15 protein-coding genes are annotated in these 22409 nt (G+C 65.4%); 6 read left to right on the top strand and 9 right to left on the bottom strand.

Going from position 1 to position 22409, the window contains the following annotated elements; genetic code table 11:
* Nucleotides 1–3 precede the first annotated feature (3 nt).
* From sufB to GGQ98_RS04375, 3 genes are all read right to left on the bottom strand, one after another.
* Nucleotides 4–1470, bottom strand: a complete 1467-nt coding sequence (gene sufB / locus GGQ98_RS04385; RefSeq protein ID WP_184065685.1) for a Fe-S cluster assembly protein SufB — start codon at nucleotides 1468–1470, stop codon at nucleotides 4–6.
* Nucleotides 1470–1895, bottom strand: a complete 426-nt coding sequence (locus GGQ98_RS04380; protein WP_341534130.1) for an SUF system Fe-S cluster assembly regulator — start codon at nucleotides 1893–1895, stop codon at nucleotides 1470–1472. Before GGQ98_RS04380 ends, sufB begins: the two co-directional genes overlap by 1 nt.
* Before the next feature lie 81 nt (nucleotides 1896–1976).
* Nucleotides 1977–2813, bottom strand: coding sequence for a helix-turn-helix domain-containing protein (locus GGQ98_RS04375; RefSeq protein ID WP_184065682.1), 837 nt, complete (start codon nucleotides 2811–2813; stop codon nucleotides 1977–1979).
* Between the two features lie 583 nt (nucleotides 2814–3396).
* Between GGQ98_RS04375 and GGQ98_RS04370 the strand changes: the two genes are divergently transcribed.
* The 5 genes from GGQ98_RS04370 (at nucleotide 3397) to GGQ98_RS04350 (ending at nucleotide 9948) form a co-directional block, all read left to right on the top strand.
* A complete protein-coding gene (locus tag GGQ98_RS04370; protein ID WP_184065679.1) occupies nucleotides 3397–4449 on the top strand; it encodes a quinone-dependent dihydroorotate dehydrogenase in 1053 nt (350 codons plus the stop codon).
* Between the two features lie 198 nt (nucleotides 4450–4647).
* Nucleotides 4648–6375 (top strand): gamma-glutamyltransferase, encoded by a 1728-nt coding sequence (ggt, locus tag GGQ98_RS04365; RefSeq protein ID WP_184065677.1) that lies wholly within the window; start codon nucleotides 4648–4650, stop codon nucleotides 6373–6375.
* Nucleotides 6376–6398: 23 nt separating this feature from the next.
* The gene (locus tag GGQ98_RS04360) at nucleotides 6399–8201 is read left to right on the top strand and encodes an AMP-dependent synthetase/ligase (protein ID WP_184065674.1); all 1803 of its coding nucleotides are present in this window, start codon (nucleotides 6399–6401) and stop codon (nucleotides 8199–8201) included.
* Entirely contained in the window at nucleotides 8182–9087 is a 906-nt protein-coding gene (locus GGQ98_RS04355) for a DMT family transporter (protein WP_184065671.1), read from the top strand. The genes GGQ98_RS04360 and GGQ98_RS04355 overlap by 20 nt, the downstream gene beginning before the upstream one ends.
* Before the next feature lie 81 nt (nucleotides 9088–9168).
* The gene (locus tag GGQ98_RS04350) at nucleotides 9169–9948 is read left to right on the top strand and encodes an SDR family NAD(P)-dependent oxidoreductase (protein ID WP_184065668.1); all 780 of its coding nucleotides are present in this window, start codon (nucleotides 9169–9171) and stop codon (nucleotides 9946–9948) included.
* A 24-nt stretch (nucleotides 9949–9972) separates the two neighbouring features.
* Here GGQ98_RS04350 and GGQ98_RS04345 read toward each other — a convergent pair whose 3' ends face one another.
* The 5 genes from GGQ98_RS04345 to GGQ98_RS04325 form a co-directional block, all read right to left on the bottom strand.
* Nucleotides 9973–10905, bottom strand: coding sequence for a formylglycine-generating enzyme family protein (locus GGQ98_RS04345; protein ID WP_184065665.1), 933 nt, complete (start codon nucleotides 10903–10905; stop codon nucleotides 9973–9975).
* Nucleotides 10902–12542 carry an arylsulfatase gene (locus GGQ98_RS04340; protein ID WP_184065662.1) on the bottom strand — a complete coding sequence of 547 codons (1641 nt, stop codon included), beginning with the start codon at nucleotides 12540–12542 and terminating at the stop codon, nucleotides 10902–10904. Before GGQ98_RS04340 ends, GGQ98_RS04345 begins: the two co-directional genes overlap by 4 nt.
* Nucleotides 12543–12639: 97 nt before the next feature.
* On the bottom strand, nucleotides 12640–13581 hold the full coding sequence (locus GGQ98_RS04335; protein ID WP_184065658.1) for a TauD/TfdA dioxygenase family protein: 942 nt from the start codon (nucleotides 13579–13581) through the stop codon (nucleotides 12640–12642).
* A gap of 25 nt (nucleotides 13582–13606) precedes the next feature.
* Complete coding sequence (locus GGQ98_RS04330) at nucleotides 13607–15022, bottom strand: MFS transporter (RefSeq protein WP_184065655.1); 1416 nt, start codon at nucleotides 15020–15022, stop codon at nucleotides 13607–13609.
* Nucleotides 15023–15030: 8 nt separating this feature from the next.
* Nucleotides 15031–17409 (bottom strand): TonB-dependent receptor, encoded by a 2379-nt coding sequence (locus GGQ98_RS04325; protein WP_184065652.1) that lies wholly within the window; start codon nucleotides 17407–17409, stop codon nucleotides 15031–15033.
* A gap of 577 nt (nucleotides 17410–17986) precedes the next feature.
* Here GGQ98_RS04325 and GGQ98_RS04320 point away from each other — a divergent pair.
* Complete coding sequence (locus tag GGQ98_RS04320; RefSeq protein ID WP_184065649.1) at nucleotides 17987–20737, top strand: TonB-dependent receptor; 2751 nt, start codon at nucleotides 17987–17989, stop codon at nucleotides 20735–20737.
* A gap of 68 nt (nucleotides 20738–20805) precedes the next feature.
* On the opposite strand, the gene GGQ98_RS04315 is transcribed toward GGQ98_RS04320, so the two are convergent.
* Nucleotides 20806–22365 carry an alkaline phosphatase D family protein gene (locus tag GGQ98_RS04315; protein WP_184065645.1) on the bottom strand — a complete coding sequence of 520 codons (1560 nt, stop codon included), beginning with the start codon at nucleotides 22363–22365 and terminating at the stop codon, nucleotides 20806–20808.
* Between the last annotated feature and the right edge of the window lie 44 nt (nucleotides 22366–22409).

Here is a 22409-nt window from a genome sequence, read left to right as displayed (position 1 = left end):
CAATCATCCAACCGAACCTTCGAGCGAAATACCGAGGAGTTTCTGTGCCTCCACGGCGAATTCCATGGGGAGCTGCTGGAGCACCTCCTTCGCGAAACCGTTGACGATGAGGGCGACCGCCGCTTCGCGGTCGAGGCCGCGGGACTGGGCGTAGAAGAGCTGGTCGTCGCTGATCTTGCTGGTCGTCGCCTCGTGCTCGATCTGCGCGCTGGGGTTCTTCACCTCGATGTAGGGGACGGTGTGCGCGCCACATTCGCTGCCGAGCAGCAGGCTGTCGCACTGCGTGAAGTTGCGCACGCCTTCGGCCGAGGGGCCGACGCGGACGAGGCCTCGGTAGGTGTTGTTCGAGCGGCCCGCCGAGATGCCCTTCGAGATGATCGTGGAGCGCGAACCCGCGCCGAGATGGATCATCTTCGTGCCGGTATCAGCCTGCTGCATGTTGTTGGTGAGCGCGACCGAATAGAACTCGCCGACGCTGTCCTTCCCCGAAAGCACGCAGGACGGATACTTCCAGGTGATCGCCGAGCCGGTTTCCACCTGAGTCCACGAGACCTTGGAGCGGTCGCCCCGGCAGTGCGCGCGCTTGGTGACGAAATTGTAGATGCCGCCCTTGCCGTTCTCGTCGCCGGGATACCAGTTCTGGACGGTGGAATATTTGATCTCCGCATCTTCGAGCGCGACCAGCTCGACGACGGCGGCGTGGAGCTGGTTCTCGTCGCGCTGCGGCGCGGTGCAGCCTTCGAGGTAGGAGACGTACGACCCCTTCTCGGCGATGATGAGCGTGCGTTCGAACTGGCCGGTGTTTTCCGCGTTGATGCGGAAATAGGTCGACAGCTCCATCGGGCAGCGGACGCCTTCGGGGATGTAGACGAAGGTGCCGTCCGAGAAGACCGCGCTGTTGAGGCAGGCGAAGAAATTGTCGCGCACGGGGACGACCGCGCCGAGATATTTCTTCACGAGATCCGGATATTCGCGGATCGCCTCGCTGATCGACAGGAAGATGACGCCCGCGCGCTTCAATTCCTCGCGGAAGGTGGTGGCGACGGAGACCGAATCGAACACCGCGTCGACGGCGACCTTGCGGGCGCCCTCGACGCCCGCGAGCACCTTCTGCTCCTCGATCGGGATGCCGAGCTTCTGGTAGGTGAGCAGGATCTCGGGATCGAGTTCGTCCAGCGACTTCAGCGTCGGCTTCTTGCGCGGCGAGGCGTAGTAGAAAGCGTCCTGATAATCGATCGGGGGAATCGAGAGCTTCGCCCAGTCCGGGTTTTCCATGCCCAGCCACAGGCGGAACGCCTTCAGCCGCCATTCGAGCATCCATTCCGGCTCGGCCTTCTTGGCCGAAATGAAACGGACGGTGTCTTCATTCAGGCCCTTGGGCGCGAAATCGGATTCGATGTCGGACGAGAAGCCCCATTTGTATTTGGACTGCTCCTTGGCCATCGCCACGGCCTGTTCGTTCGCGGCCATCAGGCGGGCTCCCTCACGGGCTCGGCGGCGAGGATCGCGGCGAGGGTGACGTCGGCGAGCGCATCGCGCACGCGGGTGTTGATGAGCGGCCAGTGCGGGCGCACCGCGCAGCTCGATTCGAGCGCACAATCCGAATGCTTGTCGTGCAGGCACTGGGCGATCGCGATGGGTCCGTCCACCGCCTCGACGATATCGGCGATGCTGATCTCCGCCGGTGCGCGCCCGAGCTGAACGCCCCCGGTGACGCCGCGCGCCGATTCGAGCAGGCCCGCACGCGCCAGTATGCCCGCGAGCTTCGCCGCCGTGGGCGCCGGAACGCCGGTTTCGGCGGCAAGCTCGGCTGCGGAAAAGCGCCGGTCCGGCACACGCGCGGCGGCCGTCATCACGACGACGGCATAGTCGGCAAGGTTGGTCAGACGGATCACGGACGCTCCGGCGCTAAATCAGACAAAATCGGTCCGGCTTATGTGGGGCGCGCCGCGCCCAAGTCAAGCGGCGAGGTCGCTCTAGCTGACCAGCGACAGCCTGGGAAGCGTCGGAAGCTGGCGGCGCAGGCGGATGCTGTGACTCATCACCGCAGCGCCGTTTGCGGCGAACTGCGTGGGTGTCATGCCCACGAAGGTACGGAATTCGCGGATGAAGTGCGACTGGTCGTAGAAATCGTCGCCCGCGATATCCATCCAGCGCGCATCGGGATCGAGACTGATCCCGACGGCCGAGCGCAGCGCCCGGTATTTGCGCAACAGCAGCTTGGGCGGCGCGCCGTAGGTGCGGCGGCACAGGCGCTCGACCTGCCGCGCCGACCGATCGGACGCTGCGATCAGCTGATCGATCCCGCCGGGGCTGCCGCGCACCAGCCAGTTTTCGACCAGCATCCCGAACCCGGCGTCGTCGCGTACCGGGCGGCGGCGTGCCAGCGACAGGAAAAAGGCGTCGGCGGCGGCCACGAGCGCTTTGTCCGACGTGCCGTTCTGCATGCGGCAGAGCACCGAGCGGGCGCCGGGGGCGAGATCTTCCAGCGGCAGCATTTCATCGGCGAGTTCATCGGAATCGATGCCGAAAAAGCGCGTCCAGCCATCGGGCATGATGCCCGCGCCGAAAACCAGCGCCGGGCCTTCGAGCACCATGCCGAGCGGCAGGCTGCGCGGGCCGAACACGCTGGCGTCGTAGCCGCGCCGGACGATGCCGCCGGGCCAGGTGAGATCCGAATGACCGCGAATCACGAAGCGCACGTTGGGAAGCTCCGCGCGCATCACGTCGGTGATGCGGCCCGGCCCGATTTCCACGACATAATAGCTCGACAGCAGCCGTCGCAGCGGCGGCGCGGGTGAGTAATAGCGCATCGAGAACATGAAACCGCGACCGACCTTTCGTGCACCCTGCCTGAGCCGAAAGTTTCGACACAGATATCAAAGCTTCGCGCGCCCTGCGAGTCGCAGTTCGCGACCGGCAAAAAAAGGGGGGATCCGGGTTGGAGCGGACCCCCCGTCAGTCGGGGCCGTAGATGCCTTTGAGGGCATAGGAGACGAACCCTTGGGTCGCAGCGCTGCGTTTAGGCAGGCTCCGTCAAAGCCCCGTCAAAATGTTGTGAGCCGTTCGCAAAAACGACGTGCGACGAAAAAAAAGGCCCGGGCGCATTGAAACGCCCGGGCCTGAAAGTGAGGGTCGTGTTCATTCCGGCCTGCTGGTGCCGGAAGAAAGGACGTCCCCTGAGTCGCGAGGCGGAACCTACCGACCGGCCCCGTGGGTGGATTGTACGAATCCGACATCGGGCGGGCTTTGTGTTTCGAACCATGGGTTTATGGATGCGGCCCCCGCCTTCGAAAGCCGAAGGCGCACGGCACGCTTTGCGAGTCGCATATTCACCGCCGGGGCCGCGCGCTTCCTTTTGACCACGGGCCGGTCGCTGCGCTAAGGCTCTATGATATGCAGATCCCTTACGGGCTGGTTCGCCCTGTCCTTTTCAAGCTCGACGCCGAACGCGCGCACCGCCTGTCGCTGCGGCTGCTCGGCGCAATGCCGCCCTCGCGAATCCCCGAAGACCCGCCCAGCCTGCGCACGACCGTCGCGGGGCTGCGCTTTTCGAATCCCGTGGGCATCGCGGCGGGCTTCGACAAGGACGCCGAGGCGCTGAACGCTCTGCTGCGGCTCGGCTTCGGATTCGTGGAGGCCGGAACGGTGACGCCGCTGCCCCAGCCGGGCAACCCCAAGCCGCGCATGTTCCGCCTGACGGAAGACCAGGCCGTCATCAACCGGCTCGGCTTCAACAACAACGGCCTCGAACAGGCGCTCGACAAGTTCAAGGAGCGCGCCTGGCACCGGGGCCCGCGCGGCGTGACCGGGCTGAACGTGGGGGCCAACAAGGACTCGCGCGACCGCATCGCCGATTATGCGCTTTCGGTGGAGCATGCCGCGCCCTTCGTGGATTACATCACGGTCAACATCAGCTCGCCCAACACGCCGGGCCTGCGGGCACTGCAATCGAAGGATGAACTCTCCGCGCTGCTCGGCCGCATCACCGAAGCGCGGGGCCATCGCAAGACGCCGATCTTCCTGAAGATCGCGCCCGACGTGACGGACGCCGACATCGGCGACATCGCGGTTGCGGTGGTGGCGGCGGGGATCGACGGGCTCGTCGTTTCAAACACCACGACGGCGCGCCCCGAAACGCTGAAGAACCGCCACGCCGCCGAGGCGGGCGGGCTTTCGGGCCGGCCGCTGATGCGGCGATCGACCGAAGTGCTGCGGGCGTTCCGGCAGGCGACCGTCGGCGCGGTGCCGCTGATCGGTGTCGGCGGAATCGCGAGCGCCGACGACGCCTATGCGAAGATCCGCGCGGGGGCGAGCCTCATCCAGCTCTACACCGCGCTCGTCTATCAGGGGCCGGGTCTCGTCGGCGCGATCAAGGCGGGACTTGCCGCGCATCTGCGGGCGGACGGCTTCGAGCGTGTTTCGCAAGCCGTAGGCGCGGACGCCTAGGGTGTGTGCGGATTCAGCCCAGGACGGGCTGCAAACGGCGGCTTTCTGCGCTTCCGGTGCTCACGTACCTTTAGTACGCTCCGCTCCGGTTCTCGAAATCCACCATTTTCGCTCCGCCCTGAACTGAATCCCTCACACACCCTAGAAGCCTTGCCCGCACGCGCTCCGGCGTCCTATGACGTCCGGGTGTTTAAGCATATGACCGCCCGCGCCGCGACAGGCGCACTTCTCCTCGGCCTCGCTTCCTGCGCGACGCAGGCACCCGCGCCGACCGCAGCCTTGCCGCCGCCCGTGTTCGAGGACGCGCCTGTTTACAGCAGCGTCGTGTCCGCCGCGCACCCGCTGGCGGCGGAGGCGGGCAAGGAAATGCTGGCGGCGGGCGGCAGCGCGGCGGACGCGGCGCTTGCCGTGATGCTGGCGCTGACCGTCGTGGAGCCCCAGTCTTCGGGCATCGGCGGCGGCGGATTCCTGCTCTACCACGACGCCGAAAGCGACAAGCTCTACACGATCGACGGGCGCGAAACCGCGCCCAGGGCGGCAACGCCGACGATGTTCCTGCAGGAAGACGGGACGCCTCTGCCGTTTCGGGACGCGGTCCCCGGCGGCAAAAGCGTCGGCGTGCCCGGCAACATCCGCCTGATGGCGATGGCGCACGCACGCTTCGGCCGCCTGCCGTGGACGAAACTGTTCGAGCCGGCGATCCGGCTGGCGCGGGACGGTTTCGAGATGAGCCCCCGGCTGCACGAGATGCTGGCAGCCCGCGCGCAGCACGCCGGGATGACCGAATGGGCGAAGGCGACCTTCTTCAATGCCGACGATACGCCGCGCGCTGCGGGCGAAACGATCCGGAACCCCATGCTTGCCCGCTTTCTGGAAAAGCTGGCCGAAGGCGGAGCGGACGCCTTCTATCGGGGCGCAGAGGCCGCGCGGCTCGTCAACGCCGTGGCCAGCGCGCCCAGAAACCCCCAGGCGATGAGCGCCGGAGATCTTGCGAGCTACAAAGCGGTGTGGCGCGACCCCGTGTGCGGCACCTATCGCACGTGGCGCGTGTGCGGCATGGCGCCGCCGTCGTCGGGCGGCACCACCGTGCTTGCCATCCTGAAGCAGCTCGAACGCTTCGATCTGAAGGCGCTCGGCCCGCAAAGCCCGGAAAGCTGGCACCTGATCGCCGAAAGCATGCGGCTCGCCTATGCCGACCGCGAAGCATATCTGGGCGATCCCGATTTCGTGTCCGTGCCCACCGCCGGCCTGATCGATCCCGCCTATCTTTCGGCGCGCAGCGCGCTCATCGAACCGGCACAGGCCGCAGCGCGCGTCGAGGCGGGAACCCCGCCCGGCGCGGGCGACGTGGCGCGCGTTCCGGACGGTGAAGTTCCCTCCACCTCGCATTTCTCGGCCGCCGACCGGCAAGGCGACGTCGCGAGCTACACCTCCACCATCGAGGGGACGTGGGGCAGCGGGCTGACGGTGAACGGCTTCTTCCTCAACAACGAACTCACCGACTTTTCCATGCGGCCGGAGGTGGACGGCAAACCCGCGCCGAACCGCGTGCAGCCGGGCAAGCGGCCGCGCAGTTCGATGGCGCCCACGATCGTTTACGACGCTTCGGGCAAACCCGTGCTGGCGATCGGCGCGGCGGGCGGATCGACGATCATCGCGCAGGTGGCGAAGGCGCTGATCGGCGTGCTCGACTGGGAGATGGACGTGCAGGACGCCATTGCGCTGCCCCAGCTTTATGCGCCCGGCGACCGTTTCACGGTGGAGGCGGGATCGCGGCTGGAAACGATGATCCCGGCGCTTTCGGCCAAGGGACACAAGCCGCTCGCGGCGAAACTGCCGCTGAAGGCGAACGGCGTGCAAAGAAAATCAACGGGATGGATCGGCGGCGCCGACCCGCGCAGCGAGGGCGCGGTCGCCGGACTATAGCCGAACGGGGAGGAGACGAAGCGATGCAGACCGCAGAGCAAACAGCGGAGACCTGGCCCAACCTCGTCGAGATGTTCTTCGATCAGGCGAGCCGGCGCGGAAAGCGCGCCATGCTGCACGCCAAGGCGGAGGGCGCATGGCGAACGACGACCTGGGCCGAGGCCGCCCAGCAGGTGGCGACGCTGGCGACGGCGCTGAACGCGCGCGGCATCGGCAAGGGCGACCGCGTCGTGCTGGTGAGCGAGAACCGGCCCGAGTGGTGCATCGCCGATCTGGCGATCATGGCGGCGGGCGCGATCACGGTGCCGACCTATACGACCAATACGGAGCGTGACCACCTTCACATCCTGGAAAACAGCGGCGCGAAGGCGGCGATCGTTTCCAACGCGAAGCTCGCCAAGGTGCTGCTGCCCGCCGTTTACCGATCCACCGCATGCAAGCAGGTGATCGGCATGGAAAAGCTGCGCATCGGACAGGCGAGCGGCGCCGAACTGATCGACTGGGCCGACCTGATGGCGGCGCACACCGGCGACATCGCCGCCGTGCGCGCGGGCGCCACGATGCAGCGCGGCGACATGGCGTGCATCATCTACACGAGCGGCACCGGCGGCGCGCCGCGCGGCGTCTGCCAGCATCACGGCGCGATCCTGTGCAACCTTGCCGGCTGCGAGGACATTCTGTGGAACGACTTCCCGAAAGGCACGGAGACCTTCCTGTCGTTCCTGCCGCTGAGCCACGCCTATGAGCATACCGGCGGGCAATTCCTGCCGATCGCGCTCGGCGCCGAGATCTATTATTCGGAAGGGCTGGAAAAGCTCGCCGCCAACATCGAGGAAACGCGTCCGACGATCATGGTGGTGGTGCCGCGCCTGTTCGAGGTGCTGCGCCAGCGCATGTCGAAGGCGATCGAAAAGCAGGGCCGGGCAGCCGTGTGGATGCTGGAACAGGCGCTGCGGCTGGGACGGAAACGCTACGAGAACGGCGGGCTTCCGATCACCGACAAGCCGCTCGACCTGCTGCTCGACCGCACGATCCGCAAGAAAGTGAAGGGCCGCCTCGGCGGACGGCTGAAGGCGATGGTGGCGGGCGGGGCGCCGCTCAACCCCGAAGTCGGCATCTTCTTCGCCGCGCTCGGCGTCACGCTGCTGCAGGGCTACGGCCAGACCGAAGCGGCGCCGGTGATATCGTGCAACCGCCCGCGCGCGAAGCTGAAGATGCACAGCGTCGGCCCGCCGCTGAAGGCGGTCGAGGTGCGCATCGCCGAAGACGGTGAAATCCTGGTGCGCGGAGAACTGGTGATGCACGGATACTGGCAGAACCCGGCGGAAACGCAGCGCGTGCTGAAAGACGGCTGGCTGCACACGGGCGACATCGGCCACATCGACGAGAGCGGCCACATCGTGATCACCGACCGCAAGAAGGACATCATCGTCAACGACAAGGGCGACAATGTCGCGCCGCAGCGCGTGGAAGGGATGCTGACGCTGCAGCCCGAAATCCTGCAGGCGATGGTTTACGGCGACAAACGCCCGCATCTTGTCGGGCTCGTGGTGCCGGACCCGGAATGGGCGGCGGAATGGGCGGCGGCAAACGGGCACACCGGCGACCCTGCGCTGCTGAAGGGCATTCCCGAATTCCACCGCGCCATCGCGGTCGCGGTCGACCGCGTGAACGCCCAGCTTTCGGTGATCGAAAAGGTGCGCCGCGTGATCGTGGCCGACGAGGCGTTCACCGTGGAAAACGAGCAGATGACGCCCTCGATGAAAATCCGGCGGCACGTGCTCAAGCAGGTCTACGGGGAGCGGCTTGACGCGCTCTTCAAGTAACACCGCAAGCCGTCCGCTTGCGGGCGCCGCATGGATACTCGTCGCCGCCGTCGGCTTTTCGGCCGCATGGGTGTTCATCCGGCTGGCGAGCGAAACCATTCATCCCTTCGCGCTCGTCTTCTGGCGGAACATCGCGGGGCTGATGTTCATCCTGCCCCTCGTGCTGCGCGACCCCGCGATCGCATCGCCGAACCGCTGGAAAAGCCATGCCGTGCGATCGACAAGCGGCGTGATCGGCATGTTCACGATGTTCTATGCCGTCGCCAATGCGCCGATGGCGACGGTGCAGGCGATCACCTTCGCCGCCCCCATCTTCGCAACCGCCGGGGCCGCGCTGTTTCTGGGCGAGACGCTGCGCGCTCGGCGGGTCGGCGCGCTTCTGGTGGGCTTCGCGGGCATTCTGGTCGTGCTGCGGCCGGGCATGCAGCCGCTGACACCCGGCATCATTTCCGCGATCATCGCAGCCGGATCCATCGCGTTTTCGATTATCGCCATCAAACGCCTGGTCGGGCTGGCGCGGCCGATGGCGGTGGTGTTCTGGAGCTTCGCGCTGCCGGTGCTGCCGACATTCTTCGTCGCGCTGGCCTTCTGGACGACGCCTTCGGGGGTGGCCTGGCTTTATATCCTGGGCATCGGTGCGGGCACGCTGATCGCGCAGACCGCCACCGTGCGGGCGTTCGCCATCGCCGAGGCGACCGCCGTGATGCCGTATGATTTCGTGCGCTTCGGCATCACGGTCGCCATCGGCGCGCTGCTGTTCGGCGAACCCGCCGACGCAACCACGCTGATCGGCGGCGCCATCATCCTCGGCAGCGCGATCTATCTGGCCTACCGCGAGGCCGTGCTGGCGAGAAAAGGTCCGGCAAGCGCCCCGAAGCTCGATTGACCCTTCGCATGTGGAGAGGTTGCCCCCGCCGCAGCTTCGGTTAGGAAGGCGCGCGACAGACATTTTGACGGGAGATCAGGAATGAAGTTTGCAGGAACCGCAGCGGTCGTGACGGGCGCGGCTTCCGGCCTCGGCGCCGCAACGGCGCGCGCGCTGGCCAAGGAAGGCGCGAAAGTCGCCATTTTCGACATGAATGCCGAGCAGGGCGAAGCGATCGCGGCCGAGATCGGGGGCGTGTTCTGCAATGTCGACGTGACCAGCGACGATTCGGTGGACGCGGGCTTTGCGAAGGCGCGCGCCGCGCACGGGCAGGAACGCATCCTGGTGAACTGCGCGGGCATCGGCAACGCGATCAAGACGGCGAGCCGCGACAAGGCGACCGGCGATCTGAAGCACTTCCCGCTCGACGCCTTCAACAAGGTCATCCAGATCAACCTTGTCGGCACGTTCCGCTGCATCGCGAAGTCGGCGGCAGGCATGCTGACGCTGGAGCCGATGGAAGACGGCGAACGCGGCGCGATCGTGAACACCGCGTCCGTGGCCGCCGAAGACGGCCAGATCGGCCAGGCGGCCTATTCCGCATCGAAGGGCGGCGTCGTGGGCATGACGCTTCCCATCGCGCGCGACCTGATGAGCGAGGGCATCCGCGTCAACACGATCCTGCCGGGCATCTTCAACACGCCGCTGCTGCAGGCCGCGCCCGACAACGTGAAGGCCTCGCTTGCCGCCTCCGTGCCGTTCCCCAAGCGGCTCGGCGAACCGGAAGAGTATGCGAAGCTGGCGATCGCGATGATCAGCATCGGCTATTTCAACGGCGAGGATGTGCGCCTCGACGGCGGCATCCGCATGGCGCCGCGCTGATTCGGTCCATGCCAAGTACGATCTTCACGGTCGAATCGTGCGGAAACCGAGATGTGAGGCGCCGGCGTTTTCGTCTTGTGCGTGGCGGGCCTCCGGACGGTAGCGGGCGCAGTAGTTGGGGGCGCAGAGGAACGAGCCGCCCTTGATGACGCGAACGCGCGCGCCGGGCTGCGCGGGATCGAAACTGGGGTTGCCGGGTGCGCCTTCACCCATCACCAGCGCGCGGTGGCTCGGTAGATACCAGCTTCGCGTCCATTCCCACGCATTGCCGATCATGTCGTTGAGGCCGTAGCGGTTCGGCTTGAAGCATCCCACCGGGGCGAGCGCGGCGTGGCCGTCCTTGCGGTCGTTGACCATCGGGAAACGCCCCTGCCAGGTGTTCGCGTCCGCCGCTCCGGGCTGATCGAGCGATTCCGCCGCGCCGCCGCGCGCGGCATGCTCGAACTGCTCTTCGCTGGGAAGCGCGCGGCGGGCCCATTTCGCATAGGCGGCGGCATCCTCGTAAGCGACGTGGACGACGGGATGCTGGCCGCGTCCCGCGATGTCGCTTGCCGGGCCCTCCGGATGGCGCCAGTCGGCGCCCCGCACATACGCCCACCATTCGGCGGGATGCACAGGCGCCTCGCCCGGTCCCGGCGGCTGGAAGACGACGGAGCCGCCGTCCCGTTCCGCGCGGGTGATGTAGCCGGTCGCGGCGACGAACGCGGCGTACTGCCGGTTCGTCACCTCGTGCCGGTCAATCCAGAAGCCGCGCAGCGTCACCTCGTGCGCGGGGCCTTCCTCGGCATAGGCCTTGTCGGTGCCGATGCGGACCTTGCCGCCCGGCACCCACAGCTCGTCGTCGACGGGCAGCGGGCAACCGGGCGGTTCGGCCGCGCGCACGCCACCACCGGCGCTCCCTCCGGGCAGGATGGCGAGCGCCGCAGCGGCGAGCAGGGCACGAAACGAAGGGGTCATGGCCGGTAGAGCGTCTGGTCCGGCAGGATGACGCCGACGTCCTTCGCATAGGCATCCCATGCCGCGGTGAGCTGGGCGAGACGTTCCGGCTCGCCGGCGGCGAGGTTGGTCGTTTCGGCGGGATCGTCCGCGATGTTGAACAGCCGCCAGCGGCCGTCGCCGATGTCGGTGATCTTCCAGTCGCCCTGCCTGAGCGCGCGCGAGCCGAACAGTTCGACGCCGTAGGCATCGTTCGGACCATAGACGCGGTCAGCCCTGCCGGTGAGGTAGGGCACCCAGCTCTTGCCGCGGATCGGTTCCACCGCCTTGCCCCTGAACGTGCCGTTGTGGTTCGGGATGCCCGCGAGATCGAGGAAGGTGGGCACCACGTCGGCCACCGAGAGGAACGCGCCGGCGATGCCTTTCGGGGCGCTCAGTCCCCTGCCCGAGACGAACGAGACGACGCGTGTGCCGCCTTCGGTCGCATAGGCCTTGTAGAGCCATGACGGCGCCGTAGCCGCCTGCGCCCAGCCGGGACCGTAGGCGATGTAGGATTCGGCACTGCCCCGGCTTTCGAAGCTGTTGTCGGCGTTGTCGTCGAGGCGGTTGATGCCGACCATCTCGCTCGTCGCGATGTCCAGCGCCTCGGCGCCGTTGTCGGAGAGGAAGACGATGACGGTGTTGTCGAACTCGCCGGTGCGCTTCAGTTCCGTGACGACGCGCCCGACGGCCTTGTCGAGCCGGTCGACCATCGCGGCGTAGATCTCCATGTCGCGCGCGGCGGTGCGCTTCTCTTCCGCCGAGAGCGACGCCCACGGGCGCGGGTAGGTCGCGGTGTGAACGGGCTTCGAGGGATCGCGAAGGCCAAGCTCCGCCTGCCGCTTCAGACGCTCTTCGCGCAGCACCTCGAACCCGGCGTCGTACTTGCCGCGATACTTCGCGATGGTCTCGGCGGGAGCCTGCAGCGGCCAGTGCGGCGCGGTGAAGGCAAGATAGGCGAAGAACGGCTTGTCGCCCTCCGGCCCCGCCTTCGTCTCGCCGATATACTGGACGAGCTTCGCTGCGAAATAATCCGACGAATAGAAATCGGAAGGAACGCCCGTCAGGCGCTGACCCTGTTCGGTGTAGGTCGCGCCCTTGATGGGATCGTCGGAGGCGCCGAGGCCGAAGTGATTGTGGCCCCCTTGCAGCAGTGCGAAGCTGTGCTGGAAGCCGCGCGCGTGCGGATCCTGCTCCGGCGTGACACCGAGGTGCCACTTGCCCGAATAAAGCGTCCGGTAGCCGTTCGCGCCGAGCAGCTCCGCGAGCGAGGCGACCTCGGGCCGGAGATAGCCTTCATGGCCCGGCTTGCCTCGCTGGTTGGGCGCGATCAGCTCCGCCATCGTGCCGAGACCGGCGCGATGGTTATCCGTGCCCGAAAGCAGCATCGAGCGCGTCGGCGAACAGGTCGGCGCGGTGTGGAAGCCGGTGAAGCGCACGCCCGACTTCGACAGCGCATCAAGGTTCGGCGTGTCGATCTCGCCGCCGAACGCACCGATATCGGAGAAGCCGAGATCGTCCGCGACGATGACGAGGAAGTTGGGGCGTTTCGGCGTTTGGGCAAACGCGGGTACAGCGCCCGCGACGAGGGCTGCAACGATCAACAGGGTGCGGCGCATCCGAGGGAAATCCTTTTTTGATAATTGGCCGCGCCCCGGAAGGGGGATCGGAGCGCGGCCGAGGCGATCTTCCGGGAAGGGGGAGGACTCCCGGGAGCTATTCGGCGGCGACCAGAGCCGGCTGCGGCTCCGGTTTCACGATGCGGCTGCGGCTGCCGTCGATGGCGACCGGCACCTCGCCGTGGATCGTCGCGCGGCGCAGCGTGCGGCGCTGCGTGCCGAAATCGGCGACGGCGCGGTGCTGGGTCGAACGGTTGTCCCAGATCGCCACGTCGCCCGCGCGCCAGCGCCAGCGCACGGTATTTTCGGGCTTGGTGATGTGATCCTGCAGGATCGAGAACAGCCGCTGCGAATCCGCGCTGTTCAGCCCCACGAAGCTCTTCACGAAATGCCCGACGAGCAGCGCACGCTCGCCGCTTTCCGGGTGGACGCGCACGACGGGATGCTCTGTTTCATAGACCGTGGAGGCGAACACATTGCGGTGCTCCTCGATGCGCTTGCGGTCGGCGCCGCCAAGCGTGGCGGCATAGTCGTAATCGTTGGTATGCAGCGCCCAGAGATTGTCGACGAGCGTCTTCAGGCTGTCGGGAAGTTCCTCATAGGCGGTGACACCGTTCGCCCACAGCGTGTCGCCGCCAGCCTCCGGAATCGTGATGGCGCGCAGAATCGAGGCTTCCGGATAGGCATCCACGAAGGTGACGTCGGTGTGCCAGCTCGACGCGGCGTAGCCTTCCTTCGAATCGAGTTCGAGCAGGAAGCGCGAGCCTTCGGCGACGGGCACGGTCGGGTGCGCGACCGGCTTGCCGAGGCGACCGGCGAAGCCTTCCTGCTTCGCGTCGTCGAGATCGAACTGGTCGCGGAAGAAGATCACCTTGTGGCGGACGAGCGCGGCGCGGATCGCGGCGATGGTGATGTCGTCGAGATCGCCCGAAAGCGCGATGCCGCGAATCTCGGCGCCGATGCGGCCGGCGACGGGGACGATTTCCAGCGGGCTTTCGGCCGCGCGGGCGTTGACGAAGTTGTGGGTCAGTACGGTCATGGGACGTCTCCTTGGGTTTGAGTGTTCATTCGGCAGGAACAGCGGTTGAGAAGGCCGCGCGCTCCCGCTCGTCGAGCGCGCGGCGGATTTCGGAATGACGGGATTCATCGAGCGGAAAACCATGGATCAGCCAGGCGGAGAGCGCGTGCGCCACTGCCGGGCCGAGGGCGAAGACGAGGAGCAGGCCATGCAGCGCCTGCGGCGTATTCGCGCCCGACGGCTGGAAGCCGAGCCAGGCGACGAGCGGCAGGGCAATGCCGACGGCTGCGGCCATCGCGGCCTTGCTGGTAAGGCTGAACACCGAGAAGAACAGCGCGGTGCGATCGACGCCGGTATCGAGACGGTGCTTGTCCGCGACGTCCGCGACGATGGCGCGCAGCATCAGGTTGCCCGAACCCTGCGCCAAGCCCTGCGCCACGGTAAGCGCAATGAGCAGGCCGAAAGCGTTCGGCGTGACCAGCAGCAGACCGAGATTGATGACGACCTGCACGACCTCCCCGGCGACGCCGGTGCGGTGCTTGCCGTAGCGCAGCGCGATCTTCATCCAGATCGGGCCGGCGGCGATGCCGAAGACGAACTGGAGGAGGAACAGGCCGCTCGCCCATTGCGGCAGGCCCATGTAGCTGGTGATGAAGAAGACGAAGAGCGTCGAGCGCACGAGCTGGCCGAAGGTGACGGCGAAATCGGAGCCGATAACGCGGAGCAGCAGCCGGTCGCCGAGGATGGCGGCGAGCGTTTCGCGAAAGGAAACCCGCGCAGTGACACCGCGCGGCGCCGGCGCTTCGGGGAAGGCCCGCAGCACGAACGCAAGCGAAATGACGAGGCTGACGAGGACGACACCGCCAAACGCCGCGAGCTTCAGTTCGGCGTCGCCGGGGCGCAGCTGATCGGCGATGGTCGGCAGTACGAGCACCAGCAGCAGTGCGCTCGACCCGGCGACGCTCGCGTAGGTCGCGACGCGCGTGCGCTCGTGATAGCGGCCCGAAATCTCCCCCGACCAGGCGAGATACGGAATCTGCATCATCGACCAGCCGAGATAGAAGACGAACAGCGTGACGCCGAGATAGAGCGGCGTGATCGTGGCGGGCGGGAAGAACAGCGGGATCGCCGCCACGCCGTAAAGCGCGGCGCCGGCGACAATCCAAGGCCGACGCCGGCCGAAGGGGCTGCGCGTGCGGTCGCTGAGGATGCCGATCACCGGATCGGCGGCGGCGCCCCATAGCCGTTCGAGGAGGAAGATGAGCCCGAGCGTCGCCAGCGACAGCCCGTAGTGCTGCGCATAGATCGCCGGCAGATAGACGCCGAGCGGCATCTGCGCCGCATAGATGGGGACGGCGAAGGACGAGAACGCCGCCAGCCGCCAGCCGTTCAGCCTCGCTCCCGCAGCCGGAGCGGCGGCGGGAGCGGATGCTGCGTGCGGGGAGGAGAATGCCGTCGCCATCGCCGCCTCTACAGCTTCGTGCGCAGGGTGACGCCGACTGTGCGCGGCTCGCCGATAAGGGCGGTCACGAGGCCGGTGGCGGCGGGGCTCAAGGTCTGGAAATAGTCCTTGTCGGTGAGGTTGCGGGCCCACACCGAAATGTCCCAGCGCGTATCCTCGCTGCGGAGGCCGAGGCGGGCGTTGAGGAGGCCGTAGCCTTCGATCTGCGCCCACGCCGAATTGGTCGCCGACGTGTTGTACGAGGAACGGTGCGAGAAGTCGGCATGGCCGTAGACCTCGAGCGCGCCGCCCACGGGCCGGGCGACATCGGCGCCGAGCGTGTAGGTGAACTTCGGCACGCCCGAGAGCTGCTCGCCGCTCAGATCCTGAAGCGCGCCGAGGTTGAGATTCTCCTGCGCCTGCGGGGCGTTGGTGTAGTTGCGGTAGGTCGTGTCGGCATAGGCTGCGGAGGCCGTGAGGCTGACGTAATTTGTCGGCGCATAGACGACATCCGCCTCGAAGCCGCGTGAGCGCACCTTGGGAATGTTCGCGATGTACTGGCGGAAGTTGACGGTATCGGGCACCTGTTCGGTGATCGCGGTCTGGTAATCGCTGACCTCCGTCCAGAAGCCGGCGAGGTTGAAGGTCAGGCGGCGATCGAGGAACTCGCTCTTCAGGCCCAGTTCGAAGTTGTCGACCTTTTCGGGATCGACCTCCGGCCGGACTCCGGCGGGCAGCGCCGAGAGATTGAGACCGCCCGATTTTCCGCCGCGCGAATAGGTGGCGTAGACGAGCGCGTCGGGGGTGAAATTCCACGACAGGCTGAGAAGCCCCGACAGGCTGTTGTCGGTGAAGCTCGTTTCATAATCGGTGATCGGATTGAACTGCGCACGGATCGCCAGTGCGGCGGCGGCCTGCGCCGGGAGCAGCCCGGCGAGGCTCGGTTCCACGACATTGAACTGATGATATTCGCCGCTCTTCTTCTCGTGCGTGTAGCGGAGGCCGCCGGTGAGCTTCACGGCATCGCTGATGTTCCATGTCGCCTGACCGAAGGCCGCGTAGCTCTTTGTTTCGGGGTTCGAGGTGGAATGGGATTCATAGCCATCGAGCGCGGCGTTGCCGACGATCGCGGGAACCGTGGGCAGGTTCCAGTTCGCGGCGGCGGACCCGTAGGCAAGCTTTCCGTAGCCGCGCACGACCTGCCAGAAATAGTATGCGCCAAGGACGTAATCGACGGTGTTCTGCCCGGTGGAGGAGAGGCGGATTTCCTGGCTGAACTGACGCTGGTCGTTCGCCTGCTGCGCCTTCGTGATGATCGGCAGCGCGGTGGAATCGCCATCGTTCGAAGGCCGCCAGTCCCACCAGCGATAGGCGGTGATCGCGGTGAGCGTGCTGTTTCCGACCTCCCAGTCGATCTGGCCCGAAAGCCCGTAGCCCTTCATGTTCGACTGGTAGTGCCCGTCGGAATCGCCCTTGCGCGCGAAGGGGTCCACGGGAAGCGGCGTGTAGCCGGCGCGGGCGGCGCGGTCGGAGAAGCTGTTGGCGATGTCCGTACCGTCCGCGTAGGTGTCGTTGATGGCGCCGATGACGTTCAGGACATGCTTCTGCCGCTGCCGCGAGACGTCGCCGATCAGGCGGACGCTGAGAGTTTCGGACGGCAGGATGAGCAATTGTCCGCGCGCGGTGAAATTGTCGTAGTCCTGCGCCTTGTTCCCCTTGGTGACGTTGTCGAGGAAGCCGTCGCGGTGCGTGTCCGCAAGGCTGAGGCGGAAGGCGACGCTGTCGCCGATCAGCGGTGCCGAAATGGAGCCGCGCACCTGATGATAGCCATAATCGCCAAGCGTCGCCTCGCCCGAGAATTCGGGCTCGAAGCTCGGCAGGCGCGAGGTGATGTTGATGGCGCCTGCCGTGGTGTTCTTGCCGAACAGCGTGCCCTGCGGCCCGCGCAGCACCTCGATCTGCTGAAGATCGACGAGATCGAACTGCGACTGGCCGACGCGGCCGTAATAGACGTTGTCGATATAAACGCCGACGCCGTTTTCGAGACCATCGTTGGTGAGCGCGACGTTGGATCCGAGGCCGCGGATGTTGATGTTGGTGTTGCGCGGATTGAAGCTGAACACCTGCAACGTCGGCACGAGCTGCTGCACCTGGCCGAGCGTGAAATTACCCGTGGCTTCAAGCGTTTCGGCGCCGACGACGCTGAGCGCGATCGGCACATCCTGCGCGCGCTCCTCGCGGCGGCGGGCGGTGACGGTGATCTCGCCGGCGTCTTCGTAAACGGCGCTTTCGGCTGCGGCATTATCGACCGCGACAGCCTCCGCAGCGAGCGCCGCGCCGGCTGCGAGAACGAGGCCGAGCGCGCTGCCCGTGCCGGCGAATAGAACGAAACTGGTCTTGCTGGTCATGATGAAATTCACGATTCCCCGATGCCGGACGGCACAGGGCCGCCGACCCCGCGCGCGAAGGCGCAGGTTATTTTTGATGGACGTGCGTGGTCGGTCCGCATGCGCGCGTGCGCCGAGCGGAGAACGACGGATCAGCGCGCGGCCGCAAAGCCGCGTCTGCCGTGGGTGCTATTTCAGGTCTGACATTGCATCGTCATTTCCCCTTGTCGGTGGGGGGAACACGAAGCCTGGCGTCGTTGCCTCAGCATCGTGCGCTTTAGCTGTTTTTTACGCGGAGCAAGCTGCATCCCATCAAAAGCCGCGGACCCATCGACGACCCTGCGGCCGTGGGCGCCCTGGTCAATGAGCGTCCCTGATTCGATGTCTACTTATCTCGTAGATAATTTGGAATGTCAATAAGGAATTGCTATCCACTGCCAAAGAGCCAGATTGCGCGACCGAGCGGCTCCGCGCTGGATTCCAGGCCGCGCAAGCGCCTTCGGCATCGTCGCAGCGTCTCTTCAAACTGTCTCGGAATCGTCGCCGAACAGTCACAGCGCATTGGTACCGCGCCCCACGGAATTAACGGGGGACTTTAATGATGATCAGGAAATTATTGGCGGGCACGGCTTTGGCCTGTCTTCCGACTGCGGCCCTTGCCGAAGACATTATCGGCAATGTGACGAACGCGGCCAGCGGCAATGCCTTGGCGGGCGCCGTGGTCAGGGTTGCGGAGGTGGGACGCGAAGCCGTCACAGGGCAGGACGGCCGCTATCTCATCAGCAATCTGGCGCCGGGTGAATACACGCTCGTCATCGCCTATGCGGGCCTCGATGAGCAGACAATGACAGTCGTGGTTCCGCAGGGCGGCGTCGCGCGCCAGAATGTCGAGCTCACCAGCGCTGCTATCGACACCAGCGAAATCCTGGTGGTCGCGCGGCTTGAAGGTCAGGCCGGCGCCATCAATCTTCAACGGCGTGCGCCCAGCTTGCGCACTGTCGTATCCGCTGACGCCTTAGGCCAGATTCGCGAGGGCAATATCGGTGATGCGCTCGTGCGCTTGCCAGGCGTTTCGGTCGAAACCCGGGCAGGCGTGCAGCGCACCGCCACGATCCGCGGCCTCGCTCCGCAATACAACACCGTCACTGTCGACGGCTTGCGCATGACGAACGTGGACGGCAATCGCGATATCGCGCTCGACAGCTTTCCTTCAAACATGCTTTCGCGCGTGGAAGTGATCAAATCGCCGACACCGGACATGTCTGCCGACGCAATCGGCGGCACCGTAAACCTTGTGACCAAATCCGCCTTCGATCGGCGCGGTTTCAACGCCGACGGCCAGGCCGGCGGTACATATAATGATCTGCGTGGAAACTGGAACTATCAGGCGGGCCTCACGGTCTCGAACACCTTCGGATCCAACGAGCAGTTCGGCCTGCTCGGTTCCGTCTATTATTTCCGCGACGAGCGCGGCTATGATGTCGTCCAGACCGGTTACACCACGAACGCAGCCGACCAGAAGACCATCAACCGCTCCTTCTATTTCGATCGCGGCGAATCCAAGGACAAGATCGGCGCGGGCCTGACCTTCGACTTCCGGCCCGATGACAATACCCGCGCCTTCATTCGCGGCGTCTATCACTATGATTATCGGTGGCTGAACCACCGCGGCACGGATTATCGTCCCAATGCCGCGACGTTGACGAATGTGACACCGGACAGCGCCAGTTCGACCGGCGGCCGCGTTGACCTGATCGCCTTCTATCGCGAACCCAAGAACATCTTCCAGATGTACTCCACCGGTGTTGAGCATCAGTCAGACGGGTGGATGCTGGACGGGCGGATCGCCTTCTCTCAGGCAGACAAGACCTATCCGGTCACGCTTCAGGTCACGAATTCGTTCAACGGCGTCGATATGAGCTACGACCGGACCGATCGTGACTTCCCGACGTTCCAGGTGACGAACGGCGTCGACATCACCGATCCGGCAAACCTCTCTTTCCGGCAGTTCGACACCAATCAGGTTCCGCGCACGGAGAAGGAATGGTCGTTCGACGGCAATGTGGCCCGGGAATTCACGGGTAGCATTCCGGTTACGATGAAGGCCGGCGTGCGCGTGACGCTGAAGGATGCTGCCCAGTCCCAACCGCTCACGGTGCGCTACACGGGCCTCACCGGCATCACGGCAGGCTCGTTGCTGGAAACCCTGGACGGCTCCAACTTCATGAGCGACTCTGACGGTCGCGCAGTCCTCCTCGATTTCGCGCCTGACTGGCGCAAATATCTGGAGATACAGCAAACCAACCCCTCGGCGTTTACGCAGACGGCAGCGGCGCGACTTTTCACCGACGAGACCCGCGCCAATGCGGACTTCACGATTACCGAGAACATCTACGCAAGCTACCTGATGGGCACATTCGATATCGGTGCGCTCCAGATTGTTGCTGGCGGCCGTATCGAGCACACCAAGATTTCCAGTGAAGCCAACGCCGTCGTTACGAGTGGCGGCGCGGTGACTTCGGTTACGCGTGTCAGTGACGAGAATTCCTATACGAACTTCCTGCCGGGCGTTCAGGCGCGTTACACGACGCTGGATGACCGGCTGGTGTTGCGTGCAAGTGTGACGGAAGCCATCTCCCGCCCACCGCCCGGCGATCTCGTGCCATCACGCCAAGAGAACGCACAGCTCAATCAGCGCATCATCGGCAATCCCGATCTGATGCCGGCCACATCCTGGAACTACGATGCCTCGGCTGAGTATTTCTTCCCGCCGCTGGGCCTGGTTTCGGCGGGCGTGTTCCACAAGGACATATCCGACTTCGTGTTCAGCTCCAGCCGCATCACGTCGGATGGCGTAGACGAGCGCACCCGCCAGAACGGCGAGGGCGGCAAGGTGACCGGCATCGAGCTGGGCTGGGTGCAACAGTTCACCGGCCTGCCCGGTTTGCTCTCCGGTCTGGGTATCGAAGCCAACTACACATGGCTGGATTCCAAGGGCTCTTATCCCGGCCGCACGGAAAATCTGTCGCTGGTGAACTCGCCCCGACATATTCTGAACGCTGTGGCCTCCTACGCGCAGGGGCCGGTCAGTGTTCGGGTTTCCTATAATCGCCTGTCCAAGCGGCTTGAGTCCGTCGGCGGGCGGGCAGCCCTCGATGTCTACAACGAAAAATCGAGTGTGTGGGATCTGGCGGCAAAGGTTCGTGTGTTGGGCGGGAACAGCCTGTTCTTCAATGTGAAGAACCTCACCGACGAACCCACGGTGTCGTATCAGGGCAGCCGGGACAATCCGACGATCGTCACTTATTACGGCCGCCAGTTCAATTTCGGGTTGAACGTCGAGTTCTGATCGACACGTCAGACCAGAAGAAGGGCGCTATCCTGACGGATGGCGCCCTTCTTCATGCTCTGCTGCATTCAGGCGCTCAGCAGGCCCCTGAGGCCGTCTTCGACGACGAACCGGGCATCTGGCGCCAGGGGGGATTCGGGGTCGCGCGCATCGACAAGAGAGCGGAAGGTAATCTCGCTGCGCGCCTTTTTGATATCGAGCCGCCCATAGCCGCGGCGGCTGCTGTCGAACAGTGCGAGACGCGGATTGTCTTCGTGAACCTGCCGGGCCGCAGCACGGTCTCGGCCGAGCGAACTGATGGATCCGCCGACAAACTCGCTCGCGACCACCGTCTCGCGCGCATCCAGCACATCACCGGCGGCAAAGGTATGGATGTCCCCTCCGATGATCAGGGGATTGCGAACCTTGGCATCCGTCCAGCGCTGCATGATGCGATCGCGCGTTGCCGGGAAACCGTCCCAGCCATCGCGCGAGAAACGCTCAGGCACGCGCTCGGGCGTATCCCGCAGGTGCAGGGTGCCGAATAGCGTCTGCTGTGTCAGGATGCTCCACTGCGCCCGTGATGTCGCCACGCGGTCCAGCAGCCATTCTTCCTGCGCAGCGCCCAGGATCGAACGGGCAGGATCGCGACGCTCCGCGCAATCGGGGATCAACTTGCCGTTCGCTTCGCTATCGCATGCTCTTGTCGACCGATACTGACGGTCATCAACAAGCTGAAACTGGGCGAGCGCCCCCCAATCCAGCGCGCGATAGATCGGCATTCCTTCAGCGACCGGCAGCGCGCGCCTGCGTAGCGGCATATGCTCATAATAAGCCTGATAAGCGGCCATTCGCCGGCGCAGAAAGAGGGCTGGGTCGACATCGTCTTCGGATTGAAGGTGTCCATAATCGTTCGCGACTTCATGATCATCCCAGATCGTCATCCATGGCGCCGCTGCGTGCGCGGCCTGGAGCAGCGGGTCGCTCTTGTAGGTTGCGTAGCGAATGCGATAGCCGGCCAGATCGACCGGTTCCGGGTTGCGGTGAAGCCGAACATGATTGGCAGCGCCTGGATTGGCCTCGTAAATATAATCGCCGAGGAACAGGACGACATCGGGATCATCAGCCACCATATGCCGATACGCCGCGTAATGGCCGCGCTCATAGTGCTGACAGGACGTGAAACAGGCGCGCATTGCGCTGATGTCTGCCCCCGCAAGCGGCGTCGTGCGCCCGCGGCCGACCGGGCTGAGTTCACCGCCCGCGCGGAACCGATACCAATAGGGGCGGTCTGGCCTGAGACCCGTAATCTCGACATGCACACTATGCCCCCATGCCGGCGATGCGATTGAGGTGCCCGAGGCGACGACCCTGGAGAACGTCTCGCTCTCGGCAACTTGCCATTGCACATCGACAGCCACCGGCGGCATCCCTCCGTCCGGCTGAAGCCAGTCCGGCGCAAGCCGGGTCCAGATCACGAAGCCATCCGAAGCTGGATCACCCGAAGCAATCCCGAGCGTAAATGGATATGCCCCAAGGCTTGCCAAGGCAGATCGTGCCTTGCCGCACGCTGGCATCAGGGTGCCGCCGGCAAGAAGAACGGCGCCTTTCAGCACCTCGCGTCGAGATGCGTTTCCCAGAGTTTTCATGCCGTGAACAGTGCCATTTCTTCTTCGCGGATATGCGCCACTAT

Source organism: Sphingosinicella soli (assembly GCF_014199685.1).
Lineage (GTDB): Bacteria > Pseudomonadota > Alphaproteobacteria > Sphingomonadales > Sphingomonadaceae > Sphingosinicella > Sphingosinicella soli.
The sequence above is the reverse complement of the archived record's forward strand: the minus strand, read 5'-3'. Positions and strand labels throughout refer to the sequence as shown.

Excerpts from the sequence above, each read along its gene's own strand:
- GGQ98_RS04320 (WP_184065649.1), top strand. The coding sequence starts at position 17,987 with ATGATGATCAGGAAATTATTGGCGGGCACGGCTTTGGCCTGTCTTCCG.
- GGQ98_RS04360 (WP_184065674.1), top strand. The coding sequence starts at position 6,399 with ATGCAGACCGCAGAGCAAACAGCGGAGACCTGGCCCAACCTCGTCGAG.
- GGQ98_RS04340 (WP_184065662.1), bottom strand. The coding sequence starts at position 12,542 with ATGCGCCGCACCCTGTTGATCGTTGCAGCCCTCGTCGCGGGCGCTGTA.
- GGQ98_RS04335 (WP_184065658.1), bottom strand. The coding sequence starts at position 13,581 with ATGACCGTACTGACCCACAACTTCGTCAACGCCCGCGCGGCCGAAAGC.
- sufB (WP_184065685.1), bottom strand. The coding sequence starts at position 1,470 with ATGGCCGCGAACGAACAGGCCGTGGCGATGGCCAAGGAGCAGTCCAAA.
- GGQ98_RS04375 (WP_184065682.1), bottom strand. The coding sequence starts at position 2,813 with ATGCGCTATTACTCACCCGCGCCGCCGCTGCGACGGCTGCTGTCGAGC.
- ggt (WP_184065677.1), top strand. The coding sequence starts at position 4,648 with ATGACCGCCCGCGCCGCGACAGGCGCACTTCTCCTCGGCCTCGCTTCC.
- GGQ98_RS04370 (WP_184065679.1), top strand. The coding sequence starts at position 3,397 with ATGCAGATCCCTTACGGGCTGGTTCGCCCTGTCCTTTTCAAGCTCGAC.
- GGQ98_RS04325 (WP_184065652.1), bottom strand. The coding sequence starts at position 17,409 with ATGACCAGCAAGACCAGTTTCGTTCTATTCGCCGGCACGGGCAGCGCG.
- GGQ98_RS04315 (WP_184065645.1), bottom strand. The coding sequence starts at position 22,365 with ATGAAAACTCTGGGAAACGCATCTCGACGCGAGGTGCTGAAAGGCGCC.
- GGQ98_RS04330 (WP_184065655.1), bottom strand. The coding sequence starts at position 15,022 with ATGGCGACGGCATTCTCCTCCCCGCACGCAGCATCCGCTCCCGCCGCC.
- GGQ98_RS04350 (WP_184065668.1), top strand. The coding sequence starts at position 9,169 with ATGAAGTTTGCAGGAACCGCAGCGGTCGTGACGGGCGCGGCTTCCGGC.
- GGQ98_RS04345 (WP_184065665.1), bottom strand. The coding sequence starts at position 10,905 with ATGACCCCTTCGTTTCGTGCCCTGCTCGCCGCTGCGGCGCTCGCCATC.